A 13,337-nucleotide genomic window follows, 5' to 3' on the forward strand; every position below is an offset into this window, starting at 1 on the left:
TATACTTTATTATTTTTTTCAAAAAAATATTGTAATTTTTATGTCACTAAAATTTTTCAGGAATCAACTTACATACATTATTTCCATTATTCTTAATAATTAAAATTAATTACTCAAAAATAAAAAAATCCTCAAGCAAATAATTATTAACCATCATTTAACTTACAATTGTGTCTAAAATCCATCCTGTGCATAACGTTTAGTTTATAAATAGCAAAAATAAAAATCGATTTAGCTTTAACAAAAACCAGATTATATGAAGTTTTAGCAAAGATTAAAAGAGTAGCAACAAGTTATTACACTTAATTGCGTTAGTCTACTAAATATTGACTTTTTAAAAAACATATTATTAAGTATATTTATTGACGGCAAATCTGTTTTATTAATTAAGACCCGTAACTTTCCCATTAGGCAATTTAGCCATTAGCTGCTAGGTTGTATCAGTTGGACTGAATAAAACTGTATAGATTCAAAAATAACTAAGGAATAGTTGAGCATGGTGCAAATCAAGCGAGCTTTGATTACTGGTATTACCGGTCAAGATGGTTCATACTTGAGTGAGTTTTTACTAGAGCAAGGTTACGAGGTTCATGGAATTATTCGTCGGACTTCCACCTTCAACACCGATCGCATCGATCACATTTATGAAGATCCTCACAAAGAGGGAGTGCGCTTATTTCTTCATTACGGTGATTTGACAGACGGTACAACACTGCGACGAATTTTGGAAGAAGTTCAGCCAACAGAAATTTACAATTTAGGCGCACAATCTCACGTCAGAGTTAGCTTTGATTCCCCAGAGTACACAGTTGATGCAGTTGGTATGGGTACACTGCGTCTGTTGGAAGCTATTCGGGACTACCAACGCCGCACAGGTACTGAAGTACGTTTCTACCAAGCTGGTTCTTCGGAAATGTATGGTTTAGTACAAGCAGTACCACAAAGCGAAACTACGCCGTTTTATCCTCGCAGTCCTTATGCTTGTGCTAAGGTTTACGCTCACTGGCAAACAGTAAATTACCGCGAGTCCTATAATTTATTTGCTTGTAACGGTATTTTGTTCAACCATGAATCACCCCGACGTGGTGAAACATTTGTAACTCGCAAAATCACCAGAGCAGTAGCGAGAATTGTGGCTGGTAAGCAGAAAAAATTGTACATGGGCAATCTTGATGCTAAACGTGATTGGGGCTATGCCAAAGATTACGTCAGAGCGATGTGGTTGATGTTACAACAAGAACAGCCAGATGATTACGTAATTGCCACTGGTGAAACCCACTCAGTACGAGAATTTTTAGAATTAGCTTTTGGTTATGTCAATCTTAACTGGCAAGATTACATAGAGTTTGACGATCGCTACTTGCGCCCTGCAGAAGTAGACTTATTAATTGGCGATCCGACTAAGGCAAAACAGAAATTAGGTTGGCAACCTTCAGTCACCTTTGAAGGGTTAGTTTCTTTGATGGTAGAAGCCGATTTACAAGCGTTGGGACATACTTCCCCCAATGGTAATGGTTCATCAACACCTGTAGATATTGCTACTATTCGGCAAGAACTGGGCGCGCTCCATTTCTGATTCACACCGCTATAAATAAAAATATGACTGCCTTAGAACTGAAAAATAAAAGGATTCTCGTTACAGGTGGAGCGGGATTCCTAGGTCGTCAGGTGATAGATCATCTGTGTAAAGCTGGGGCTGATAGTGCCAAAATTACAATACCGCGATCGCGTGAATGCGACATTCGGATTTGGGAAAATTGCCAGCGTGCAGTTGACCAACAAGACATTATTATTCACTTAGCGGCTCACGTTGGTGGGATTGGTCTCAACCGTGAAAAGCCCGCAGAGTTGTTCTACGACAACTTGATTATGGGAACCCAGCTAATTCATGCGGCCTATCAAGCTGGAGTAGAAAAATTTGTCTGTGTTGGGACAATCTGCGCCTATCCTAAATTTACTCCTGTGCCATTTAAAGAAGATGATCTTTGGAATGGCTACCCAGAAGAAACGAATGCACCTTATGGTGTGGCGAAAAAAGCACTGTTAGTTCAGTTGCAATCTTACCGCCAGCAATATGGTTTCAATGGTATTTACTTACTACCTGTAAATTTATACGGGCCAGAAGATAACTTTGACCCCAGCAGTTCTCATGTAATTCCCGCCTTAATTCGCAAAGTCCACGAAGCCCAAATTAAGGGAGAAAAACAACTCCCAGTTTGGGGTGATGGCAGTCCTACCCGTGAATTCCTCTATTCAGAAGATGCAGCACGGGGAATTGTTATGGGTACTCAATTTTACAATGACTCTGAACCAGTGAACTTAGGTACTGGCTATGAAATTTCCATTCGTGATTTGATTACCCTAATTTGCGAACTAATGGAATTTGACGGTGAAATCGTTTGGGAAACTGACAAACCCAATGGTCAACCCCGTAGATGTTTGGATACGGAACGCGCCAAGCAAGCTTTTGGCTTCACGGCGCAAGTGGGCTTTAAAGAAGGGCTAAAAAATACCATTGATTGGTATCGTCAAAACGCTGCTTAAACACTGTAGGTTAGACGTTCTCTTGATGTAGAGATGTTGCAATGCAACGTCTCTACAATTTTTATGGGTACAGTTGATATGCAACTAGATAAGGTTAAACTACGCCGCACATTAATCAAACAACGGCAATTAATGTCTGTTACAGAGTGGAGAGATAAAAGCGATCGCATCTGTCAACAATTGCAAGCTTCTGCTATCTTTAACCAAGTAAAAACAATACTGGCTTATTTTAGCTTTCGTCAAGAACCTGATATCAGTCCTTTATTTGCAAATACTAGATATCAATGGGGATTTCCGCGCTGCGTGGGTAATTCCCTATCTTGGCATCTTTGGCAAGTTGGAGACTTAGTAGAAATTAACAGCTATGGCATTAAAGAACCACATCCCGATGCGCCAAGAATAGATCCTCGTGAAGTCGATTTAATTCTTGTGCCTAGTGTAGCTGGCGATCGCCAAGGTTATCGCTTGGGTTATGGTGGTGGATATTATGACCGCTTACTGGGTTCTTCTGAATGGGCTAATAAACCAACTGTAGGTATAGTGTTTGATTTTGCTTACTTGCCGCAACTACCTAGCCAAAAGTGGGATATACCTTTACAAGCGATCGCTACAGAAACTAAATTCATTATTTATAGTAGGGAACAAGGAACTGGGAATAGGGTTGAAAGGTTCTGCAAATAAATTTTATGAAGCTGAATATAAAAAACTCACGTTGGCAAATTTTGAGCACATACAGTTTACTAAGTGCGATCGCATTATTAACGCTGTTTCCATTGTTGTGGTTAATTAGTACAGCGTTGAAATCACCCACCGAAAATATTTTACAATCCCCGCCACAATTATTACCTAGCCAACCTACTCTAAGTAATTTTAAGAGTGTTTGGCAATCTTTACCTTTTGCTCAATATTTATATAACAGCACTTTGGTTTCTGTGCTGACTGTTGGTTTAAATCTACTTTTTTGTGCTTTAGCGGCTTACCCTTTAGCTAGGCTTTCATTTCCAGGGCGAGATTGGATTTTTATTGCGATCGTATCTACAATCATGATTCCGTTTCAGATTGTCATGATCCCCTTATACATTCTCACAGTTCAGTTAGGCTTAGTAAACAGTTATTGGGGAATGATGTTTCCGAGTTTAGCCTCGGCTTTTGGCATTTTTTTGCTACGGCAAGCTTTTATGGGTGTCCCCAAAGAAATCGAAGAAGCCGCCCGGATGGATGGCAGTTCGGAATTAGGCTTATGGTGGCATATTATGTTGCCTGCTGTTCGTCCGGCGTTAGTCACTCTGGCAATTTTTGTCTTTATTGGTTCTTGGAGTGATTTTCTGTGGCCATTGATTGTCATTCAAGACGAAAAACTATATACCTTACCGTTGGGAGTGGCAAAATTAGCAGGGACGTTTTCTTTAGATTGGCGTTTAGTTGCTGCTGGCTCAATTATTTCGATTGCTCCAGTGCTCATATTATTTTTATTTTTACAAAGGTATATTGTCCCAACGGATACAGGTAGTGGTGTTAAGGGTTGAAAGCAAAAAATCTTAATAAGCACCACTTTTGTGCAGTACTACCCAAATTGTTTTCCAAATTAGCATCAGGTCATAGCCGATAGACCATTTCTTTTGATAATCAATATCCATCTTAACGATAGTTTCAAAATCTTTGATTTGAGAACGACCATTGACTTGCCATTCTCCCGTCATTCCTGGCTTAACTCTTAATCTCTCCCAATGGTGCGGCGCATAGTGCATAACTTCATCAGGGGTGGGTGGACGAGTCCCAACTAAACTCATATCCCCCATTAACACATTCCAAAATTGGGGGAATTCATCTAAGCTAGTCCGACGCAGGAATTTGCCAATAGGTGTAATCCGGGGATCATCATCTGATTTAAAAATGTGGCCGCTGGCTTGATTTTTGACTAAGTGCTTCAGTTTCTCAGCATTAACTACCATAGAACGGAACTTCCAAATGCGGAAAGTTTGCCCATTCATACCGCAGCGAACTTGGGAGTAGAATACTGGGCCAGGATCGGTAATTTTGGTAGCTATGGCTATGGGAATGATCAGTATGGCTGTAATAACTAGCCCAACAATCGCTCCTAGGATGTCAATTAATCTTTTCGTGATACTTGAGGTCGAGCAGTGCAAAGGTTGTTGTAAAGATTTAACTGATTTCCAATGAGCCGTGACAGCTAAGTTATTCACAACATAACCTCCTGCCTCAGAAGTAACAGTAGGTAGTGACAACATAAGGAGTTTTTGGATTAGGGGTAGATAGAGTTGCACCTGTACTGAGTGCTAATATAAACAAAAAATATATGATGTATTAAAGCCATAGTTCAAAGTTTACCTAATCTTTGAATTAAACTGAATATTTTAAATTTTGAGTGTTAAATCGATGAAGACAGGTAATTCAGCTAGAAAACAATTAGCATCCACAGACTAGCTGCCAAGACGATGGTTGCTAGGTGTTGCCAAAATAGCGATCGCAGTGGCTGGCGTGCTATTTTCTGCGTTAGTACTATTGTTAGCAATACGGAAATAACTAAAGTCGAACCTTGTAAAAATTCAATTACGGCTGGATGAGCTACTAACACTGGCAAATTTTCGCTATTTAAGCCAAAAGTGGCTAAAGTCACGGGTAAAATTCGCCCACCTTCACCTAAACCTAAGCGCAGGTAATGAGCTAAATTTGCCCCCAAAACCAAGGGTAAGTAGCCATAAGCAAGTTCTATGAATGATTTAGGTTTTTTAGAAAAATTAAATAGTTTGAGCAAGTTGTATGCTAACCAAGCTATGGCAATGGGAAACAGCAAAACTAGCAATGATAATCCTAAATGCTGACCAAATTGAGTTAAATCCAGATTTAAACCTAACAATGTTTGTAGTTCTGGTAAACGATGCAGATATACACCACCCCAGAGTAAAAATAATAATGCCACTTCATACTGGCGCGGCACATGGGTTGTCCATAATTCCACACCTGGCGGACGCAAGTTAAACTCAACAGAACGGTGGGGACAGGCTTTTAAACAGGTCATACACAAGACACAATCTCGATTGTCTTCTAGCTGGGCAGGATGAGAATATAAAGGACAGCCATTAGTTTCCAGACCTTCGCCTTTTTGCGGCCCACCTTTGTAACACTGATAAGTAGTACAGGTAGCAGAACAAATGCCTTGCTGCGCACGGAGTTCGGTCATCGACAGTTTAGCGAATAAACCATTCATCCCACCAATAGGACAGAGATAGCGACACCAAAACCGCCGTTCAAATATAGCTGAAAAAATCATTGCCCCGGCGGTAATTAACAACAGCAAACAAGCTGACAAGTAAGCTGTGTTTTCTAAGTGCCAGAGTTCTTCCCACAAGAAAATTAAAGTAAATAAGCCAAATACAAACCATCCACCCCATTTTTCAGCTTTTTCTCGTGGCCAGCGTTTGAGTTGGCGAGGAAATAACCACAGAGATAATTTTTGGGTAATTTCGCCGTAAATCATGAAAGGACAAACGGCACACCATACGCGACCTAAAAAGGGAAAGATGAATAAAAAGAAAGGCCACCACCAAGCCCAAAATAAATTTAAAGCAAAATTGCGATCGCGGGTTTGCGGCCCTATAAATAACACACCCACAATCAAGGCAAAAGCTACTACCGTAAAACCATAGTTAATTCGGTCTGGCCACCAGTCACTGCGTAAAAACTTGCGTAGTTTAGGATAAGCATTGAGCAAATTAAGCCGAAATTCTTTTTTCTTGGTTTGGGCTGACCAAAAGATTTCTTCTGTTAATTCTTGTCTTTCTCCGGCTTGCACAATTGCCCGTTCAACTAAATTTTTCAATTCTTTAAGGTTGCCAGGGAAATCATAAGACTGCAAGCGACGTAAAGCTTCTGGGGTGACATAGGGTTTGGAGATACCGCGCGATCGCACGTAAAGACTGATGTAATATTCTACCTGTACTTTGATGTCAGCTTTTCGCACGCGCAAAGGTGGTACTTTAATTACACGACCCACACAACGCTCAATTTTAGATTCAGTTTTTTCCGAAACCAGCAAAATTCGGGCTGGGCTAATGAGAGGTTCAACTGTAGGTTCTCCTGCACGAGCTACAGGGGTATAGCTACCGGTTTTGATGAACTGTACCATTGCTGGTAGTAACTCTGGTGGCAATTCTTGGATATTGTTGAGTACTAAAGTACCTTCTCCCAGCCATTCCAACAGACCAGGTTTACCACCAGCACGACCAAATAGGTCTATGCCGCTAGTTTGGAGGATACCACAATTAATTTTAATGATGGGTTCCCGGCGTTTAGGCGAACTGTAGTGAATCAAAGCAGCAATATTATCTTTTTCTAAGCCCGGTTCGCCAAATATCTCTACTGATTTGTTATCAGCTGCGGCTTCTCGTATTTGTTCGCGTAAACGTACTGCATAACGACTTGTACCGACAATACCCCGTTGGGCTTTGGTAACTAAATAAGGACGTAAAGCGACAGAGCGTTCTTGTTCGTATGTTAAAGCTGATGTGACTTGGGCTAATTCTTGGGCTAAGGTACGAGATAATACCTGAGTAATTTCTGGATATTGACCAACTAAGGTGCGAAATTTAGTAGCAGGAATCACCCAGACATGACATTCGGTCAGCGCGAAGATTGTGGATAATGTGAATTCCTCTAATAGCAGTTCTTTAAGGTTAATTACTGCCCCTGGAAGAATGCCGAAAATGGGAGTAAATTTACTTTTATAGCTCGTGCCGCTTTCTATTTGACCATCTTTGAGGATATAAAGAGCCTCTGGGGAAGTACCCGCGCTCACTAAATTACTGCCTTGGGGAACAACTTTTTCTCCTAAAGCTTCAGCGATCGCATTCAACGCCGCTGATGAGAGAATTCCTAAAGTTGTACGCTCTTGTAGCCAAATGACTGTTTCTTGTAATGTCATTGTGGGTTTTCCGTGCAGCCTGCTTACTGTATAAATGGAATTATCCCTGATTGGAATGTCAAAAACATTGTGTGATGAGTTTGTCAGATGTACCTAATCTTTGGGTTCCTGTGGTGCTTTTAGGCTTGATTGTGTTGGCGGCGATATTTTTTAGCCGTAGCTAGAATTATTTGCGATCGCATAATTTTCATGGGAATGTGATATTACTGTCACATTAGCTTGTTAGCTTATCTAGAAGTAAACAAGTAGTTTGCTCCTCACACCATACTTTCAGCCCTTTTGCTTTTATATGCACTGGGGCTTTTTTCATAATTAAGGGTTACAGTAATTACATTGTGCAGGATCAGCAAATTCTCCATGCTCAGTAAATAATTTTTCTTGCTTAAAACCACATTTTTGACATTGATAAATTACTGCAAGTGTTAAACTAGTGGGCATAGAACACATACCACATGGTAGTCCGGCAATTTTTTCCGTGATAGCAAAACCAGGTGCAGAACAATTTGGACAGAGGCTTTTAATTTTAGTTAATAAGTTGAAAGTGGCTTTGGCAATATTCTGCATCCGGGTGGGATTATAAAGCGCTCGCATATCTGTTTCTAGGTTAACTTTGCCATTGACAGAATTTTTTAGGGCTATGTTGATGGTTGCTTGGAATTTTGCTTCTGTCGTAATCCCTTTAATTATTTTTCTGTTTTGCGTGGATTTATCTTCCCAATAAATTACTAAACCATGTTCAGGAAAGCCAATTTTCGCAGCAAAATCATAGGCTTCTTGAAGATTATCAACTATCTGATGATTAAAGTTCGTTTCCAGGGAAAATTCTTCACCAATAATTTCTATTTCATTTTGTTTATCTACGAGAATTACTATTTCTCGGTTAGAGTAAATATATGGTACAAGTGGATGTGGTACAAAACTACCTTCGCTGGCAATTGCTAAAGTTTCTCCTGTTAATTTTAAGGCGGTTTCAGCTTTTAACTTTGCTGCTGCAATTTGTGTTCCAGGACGTTTTATTTCTCTTGTAAATGTCCCAAAAACATCAGTGTTAAAATCAGGCGGTACTATAGTTTTAATTTCTAATTCTTGTTCTAATAATGGCGCAATAACCTTTTCTTTTTGGTGCATTGTCGCAATTACACCTACTCGTTGGCTAAATAATTGCTGAATTTGCATTGTAGAGTTAGGTATATCAAAATTAATGAAAATTACAATATTAACAGTAGCGTGAATTACAGCAGTTTTGATTTGTCTGAAGTACAAATTAATTGGTTATGAGGCAGGAGAAAGAAGATTTCGATATTTAATTCTCCGATTATGTACCTCATTTATCGAAAAGAATTCAGGAGTCAGCAGTCAGAATTTATGCTGAATTTTGTACGAATGGCTGATGAATAACTTGGTTTAATACTTCCAAGTGTATCGTAGATTTGTTGGTCTTCAATTAGTTGCCGTAAGTGAACACCTGACTGATGCTGACTCCTGAATTCTTCAATTAACTTTGTTCTTGAGGAACTTGGCTAATTTGTGCCATCAATTTTTCTTTGTCACGCTTGCGTTTTTTGGCGTATAGCTGAATAGTCACCGCCATAAAAATAATCAAACCAAAAATTCCCCAAGCTGTAATATCTGTGGGTAGATTGTCTTTAAATATAGCTAATAAGACAATCACCACCAACATAACTGTAGGTGCTTCGTTTAAAGCACGTAACTGTTGACCAGTCCAACGACATTCATCATTAGCTAACTTTTTCATCAAGCGACCACAGTAATGATGATAAGCCAATAAAATTGCGACAAATAGTAGTTTGAAGTGTAGCCAACCCTGTTTTAAAACTTCTGGTTCGGTACTCACTAAACCTATCGCCATCGCTACTGTGACTAACATTCCTGGAGTAGTGATGATACGATAAAGACGTAGTTCCATAATTTGATACTGCTTTTTCAGTATCGTACGTGCTGGTTCTGGTTCTTGTTCAGCTTCAACATGGTAAATAAACAAACGCACCAGATAAAATAGGCCAGCAAACCAAACTACAATGCCAATAATATGAAATGCTTTAAACCAAGAATAAGCCATGAATTATCATCTCCATTAAGGTGGCTTTAATGAGATCGTAAGTCATCAGAAAAATCTCTTCATTTGCTTACGATAGCATTAGAAACTGTGCTGAATCATCTAATGAGCTATTTATTAAACACAGATAATTTACCTGTGTTTATTTATGGTTTCACTTTTTATAATATCGATTTTGACAAAATTTATTTCTGCCTAATGATTTACACGTCTGACGAAGGGTAATAAATCTTCTAAAATTGTCTGGTGATAATGTTCTTGGGCGTAATGACCAACGTTATTAAGTTTTATTAATTCTGCATTGGGTACGGAATCACTAAATTTTTGTGCTATATCTAAAGATAACCAAGGGTCAATCATCCCCCATTGAATTAAAATTGGCTGTTCCCATTTTTGAAAGCCAGATGTAATTTCTGCCGTTGCTTGAGGGAGTTGTAAATTGCGAATTGTTGATAATAATCCTCTACCAGCTGCAGATGTTTTCAAAAAAGGTCGGCGATACACATCTAAATCTTTATCTTCGATACGATAACGGCTACCACCTTCTAGGGTACGGTCAACTAATAAAGGGTCTTGAGTCATTATTTCGCCTGCTAATGGTAAACCCATTTGTTGAATTTTCCAAGGTAATTTAGCATCGGTAGAAATCGGTGCATTTAAAATAGCAATATTGGCAATTTGTTCGGGATGACGCACGGCATATTGTAAGCCAACAGAACCTAAAAATCCTTGGACAACTAAAGAAAATTTTTCGAGTTTGATGGTTTGAATAAATTTTTCTAAAGCTGTAATAAATGCATCGGGTGTGTAGGCAAAATCGCGTTTTTCTGGCATAGAAGAAAAGCCATAGCCAATCCAATCTGGTGCGATCGCTCTTGTTCCTTGACTAGCTAAAGCAGGTAGAATATTACGCCAACTGTAACTTTGCGAGACTATTCCATGCAGCAAGATTACAGGTAATAAATCACTTTGTCCAATCGGTTCTGCTTCCCGATAAAACCACTCTAAAGAATCAATTTTTACTTTATTTTCTGTTACAGCCACGCTACTTTCCTACAGGTTTTGTATTTTCTCACGCAAAGACGCAAAGGCGCAAAGGAAATTTTTATTGCTAATCCTGAGAAGTAATCATCTCACGAATCGCATAAGCTGTTGCAGGGGCTAGTAACACACCGTTACGATAATGTCCGGTGGCGAGGAGGATATTGTTAAATCCTGGGAGTTTTTCAATGATGGGTGCGGGGCGACCTTCCGGGCGGGGGCGTAATCCTGACCAAGTGCGAGTGATAGTCGCTGCGGCGAGTTCTGGACAAAAGGCGATCGCTTGTTGTTGAACATCCTCTAATAATTCATGATTAGGAGGGATTTCATCGCCATCACTGGGAAACTCCACCGTTGCGCCTATCCAATAATCGCCACCACCTACAGGGACGATATGCACATCATTACAGGTAATCATCGGCTGAAACTCAGGATTCCCAATGGGATTTGCTAAATGTACTTGTAATGCTTGTCCGAGAACGGGGCGGATATCAACTTTTTGGTTTAACTTGTCGGTTAGAAGTGTAGAACCAAGTCCAGCCGCCACTATCACCCAATCAGCATCGATTTTTCCTGCTGTCGTTTCAACTGATGTCGGTGAGATATTGACAACATTCACACCAAATTGACAAGTTACGCCTTTTTTTTGGGCGGCGGCTACTAGGGCTAAGGTTAAAGCTGTGGGGTCGAGTTGACGGTCTTGAGGTGAATAAACTGCGCCAGTAATTTTCTCATTATTGACTTGGGGACACATACTTTTGAGTTTCGCCCTGTCCCAAATTTCCAGATTCCAACCTTGGGAGGCGCGAATTTCTACTAGTTTTTCCCAATTCTCAAAATTTTCCTCTTCCCAAGACAAATGAAGAATACCTTGACGGTTGAAGGGGATTTTCCGCCCGGTTAATGCTTCTAGTTCGGGGATTAAGGTTTCGTAGCGTTCAATGCTGGTTTGTCTTAGCCGCCAAGCTTTACCCTTGATTTTTTGACTAATAGCACCCATCAAAACGCCAAGGGCTGCACCTGTAGAAGCTTGTGCGGGTTGGTTTTGGTCAATAACGGTAATTTGCAACCCTGTTACTTGACTCAGTTCATAGGCGATCGCGGCTCCAATGACACCACAACCGATAATAATTACATGACTCATTGCTGGGATATTGAGGAGTTATGAGTTAGAACCGCAAGCGGAAGTCAAAAGTCAAAAGGTTTTTTAATTTCAGACTTCAAACTTCAGCCTTTTTCTTCTAACTCATAACTTATCATTCAGCAATCCCTAAGAGTCTGCTTGTTTGCTACCTTCAGGTAATAGTTGGAGGAATTTGTCAACATCTGTAAAGGCAGCTTTGTAGTTACTTAAGGCAACTAAACTATTGCCATTAGTAGCCGCTTGATCAACTTTAACCAAGTGGTTCAGTAAATCTTTGGTGATTTGACGGGCTGCGGTTTGGTCTTTGGGTAAAAGATGGGGAGTGATGTAAGTCATGGTCAGCCTAGCTTCTGCCATTGGGCCATGAATAAAGTTACCCACCTTAATCCACTCATTTTTTTCGATGAGGTTTTGGAGTTCTTCTGCGCGAGCGCGCACAGTCTGAACTTCAGGCAGATATTCCTGAATTTGGGCAATTTGATCTGTTGTATAAGTTGGAGGGGCAACTGCGACCCCAGGGCCACCACAACTAATAAGAAATGTAGCCAATAATACCAGAATGATTGAGAAAATTGAGCGTTGACGCGCCATAAACTGAACTTAACTTTTTTTAACGTTTGCCAGCTAACAGTGTAATTTTAGATCGCCAAGGTAATTTCTCGTTCTCGCAAGTAGATGATTTTGCGGAAAATTCTCAGATTTTTTCTAGACCATTGTTGAACAAGGGTACAGTCTCAAACACTTTCCTAAATTTTTAAGTATAATTGCTCATAATATCTAAAGTTTCATACTTCATACTAGCCTGCGGCAAGCCCCTTCAGGTCTACACACTTCAGACTTCACATTTAGTCAATTGTTAAGAAAAGGTCATTTGATAGTTGCGAAATTTAAAACGTCTTGATAAGCTGAAACACTAACAAGATAAACCTTCTGGCGGTTTTCTGTCGTCGCATTCCCCTTAGCTGACTCAACTATTTAGGAGTGTTTTTTCGTGAACGCAGCTGAACAGGCAACTAACCTTGAACTCGCCAGCAAGATTGCTACGGTAGTTAATTTATTCAAACTCCAGTTCCCCGATGCCAAATCGGATTTGAAACCTTGGAAGAATGACCCAGAAACCAGAGAATTAGTTGATCCAGATTCTATAGACATTGGCTTTCACTTTCCTGGAATCAGCAAATCCTGGCGGAGTCGGAGTGTTTTGATTCAAATCCGCTTTCATCAAGATCCAATAACAAACTTACGTCGAGCAATTGGTATAGAAGTAGCGGGATTTGATCATCGCGGCGAGGCGTGGCGACTTTCGACAGTGGAAAACTGGAATTTTGTGGGTGAGTCTCTCCCCTCTGCACAAATTGGCGAACAACTCAAACAATTTTGTCGGCAGATTTTAGAACTGTTTAATGAGAAGTATGAAGTGTGAAGTGTGAAGTGTGAAGTGTGAAGTATGAACTGTTTAATGAGAAGTATGAAGTATGAAGTGTGAAGTGTGAAGTGTGAAGTGTGAAGTATGAAGTATTGAAGTGTGAAATTTGATTCTTTAACCTTCAGACGCATAACTTTCAGCACTTATGGCATATTTCATCTAA

General features: G+C 39.9%; 12 protein-coding genes. 5 read left to right on the forward strand and 7 right to left on the reverse strand.

All coding sequences use genetic code 11. The annotated features are described in order from the left end of the window. Positions 1-496 precede the first annotated feature (496 nt). From gmd to H6G69_RS09875, 4 genes are all read left to right on the forward strand, one after another. Positions 497-1,576, forward strand: a complete 1,080-nt coding sequence (gene gmd / locus H6G69_RS09860; protein ID WP_190685261.1) for a GDP-mannose 4,6-dehydratase — start codon at positions 497-499, stop codon at positions 1,574-1,576. Positions 1,577-1,599: 23 nt separating this feature from the next. After that, positions 1,600-2,544, forward strand: coding sequence for a GDP-L-fucose synthase (locus tag H6G69_RS09865; protein WP_190685264.1), 945 nt, complete (start codon positions 1,600-1,602; stop codon positions 2,542-2,544). Between the two features lie 63 nt (positions 2,545-2,607). After that, positions 2,608-3,225: a 5-formyltetrahydrofolate cyclo-ligase gene (locus tag H6G69_RS09870; protein ID WP_190685266.1), complete on the forward strand. Its 618-nt coding sequence runs from the start codon at positions 2,608-2,610 to the stop codon at positions 3,223-3,225. A gap of 5 nt (positions 3,226-3,230) precedes the next feature. Further along, positions 3,231-4,070, forward strand: coding sequence for a carbohydrate ABC transporter permease (locus H6G69_RS09875; RefSeq protein ID WP_190685270.1), 840 nt, complete (start codon positions 3,231-3,233; stop codon positions 4,068-4,070). Between the two features lie 12 nt (positions 4,071-4,082). On the opposite strand, the gene H6G69_RS09880 is transcribed toward H6G69_RS09875, so the two are convergent. The 7 genes from H6G69_RS09880 to psbQ all read right to left on the reverse strand — a co-directional run bounded on the left by H6G69_RS09880 (position 4,083) and on the right by psbQ (position 12,339). After that, a complete protein-coding gene (locus tag H6G69_RS09880; RefSeq protein WP_190685273.1) occupies positions 4,083-4,793 on the reverse strand; it encodes a sugar transferase in 711 nt (236 codons plus the stop codon). Positions 4,794-4,960: 167 nt separating this feature from the next. Then, positions 4,961-7,486: a sigma 54-interacting transcriptional regulator gene (locus tag H6G69_RS09885; RefSeq protein WP_190685275.1), complete on the reverse strand. Its 2,526-nt coding sequence runs from the start codon at positions 7,484-7,486 to the stop codon at positions 4,961-4,963. A 312-nt stretch (positions 7,487-7,798) separates the two neighbouring features. Further along, the gene (locus H6G69_RS09890) at positions 7,799-8,662 is read right to left on the reverse strand and encodes a DUF6671 family protein (protein WP_190685278.1); all 864 of its coding nucleotides are present in this window, start codon (positions 8,660-8,662) and stop codon (positions 7,799-7,801) included. Between the two features lie 319 nt (positions 8,663-8,981). After that, on the reverse strand, positions 8,982-9,566 hold the full coding sequence (gene hemJ, locus H6G69_RS09895) for a protoporphyrinogen oxidase HemJ (RefSeq protein WP_190685281.1): 585 nt from the start codon (positions 9,564-9,566) through the stop codon (positions 8,982-8,984). A 192-nt stretch (positions 9,567-9,758) separates the two neighbouring features. After that, the gene (locus H6G69_RS09900) at positions 9,759-10,607 is read right to left on the reverse strand and encodes an alpha/beta fold hydrolase (RefSeq protein ID WP_190685283.1); all 849 of its coding nucleotides are present in this window, start codon (positions 10,605-10,607) and stop codon (positions 9,759-9,761) included. A 67-nt stretch (positions 10,608-10,674) separates the two neighbouring features. After that, positions 10,675-11,748 carry an FAD-binding oxidoreductase gene (locus H6G69_RS09905; protein WP_190685286.1) on the reverse strand — a complete coding sequence of 358 codons (1,074 nt, stop codon included), beginning with the start codon at positions 11,746-11,748 and terminating at the stop codon, positions 10,675-10,677. Between the two features lie 126 nt (positions 11,749-11,874). Further along, a complete protein-coding gene (gene psbQ, locus H6G69_RS09910) occupies positions 11,875-12,339 on the reverse strand; it encodes a photosystem II protein PsbQ (protein WP_190685289.1) in 465 nt (154 codons plus the stop codon). 400 nt (positions 12,340-12,739) lie between these two features. Here psbQ and H6G69_RS09915 point away from each other — a divergent pair, with 400 nt between their 5' ends. Continuing rightward, the gene (locus H6G69_RS09915; RefSeq protein ID WP_190685292.1) at positions 12,740-13,171 is read left to right on the forward strand and encodes a hypothetical protein; all 432 of its coding nucleotides are present in this window, start codon (positions 12,740-12,742) and stop codon (positions 13,169-13,171) included. Positions 13,172-13,337: the final 166 nt, after the last annotated feature.

The sequence above is a fragment of the Nostoc sp. FACHB-110 genome (genome assembly GCF_014697425.1).
Classification (GTDB): domain Bacteria; phylum Cyanobacteriota; class Cyanobacteriia; order Cyanobacteriales; family Nostocaceae; genus Nostoc_B.

Coding starts and splice junctions, on each gene's coding strand:
- gmd (WP_190685261.1), top strand. CDS start 497: ATGGTGCAAATCAAGCGAGCTTTGATTACTGGTATTACCGGTCAAGAT.
- H6G69_RS09865 (WP_190685264.1), top strand. CDS start 1,600: ATGACTGCCTTAGAACTGAAAAATAAAAGGATTCTCGTTACAGGTGGA.
- H6G69_RS09870 (WP_190685266.1), top strand. CDS start 2,608: ATGGGTACAGTTGATATGCAACTAGATAAGGTTAAACTACGCCGCACA.
- H6G69_RS09875 (WP_190685270.1), top strand. CDS start 3,231: ATGAAGCTGAATATAAAAAACTCACGTTGGCAAATTTTGAGCACATAC.
- H6G69_RS09880 (WP_190685273.1), bottom strand. CDS start 4,793: ATGTTGTCACTACCTACTGTTACTTCTGAGGCAGGAGGTTATGTTGTG.
- H6G69_RS09885 (WP_190685275.1), bottom strand. CDS start 7,486: ATGACATTACAAGAAACAGTCATTTGGCTACAAGAGCGTACAACTTTA.
- H6G69_RS09890 (WP_190685278.1), bottom strand. CDS start 8,662: ATGCAAATTCAGCAATTATTTAGCCAACGAGTAGGTGTAATTGCGACA.
- hemJ (WP_190685281.1), bottom strand. CDS start 9,566: ATGGCTTATTCTTGGTTTAAAGCATTTCATATTATTGGCATTGTAGTT.
- H6G69_RS09905 (WP_190685286.1), bottom strand. CDS start 11,748: ATGAGTCATGTAATTATTATCGGTTGTGGTGTCATTGGAGCCGCGATC.
- psbQ (WP_190685289.1), bottom strand. CDS start 12,339: ATGGCGCGTCAACGCTCAATTTTCTCAATCATTCTGGTATTATTGGCT.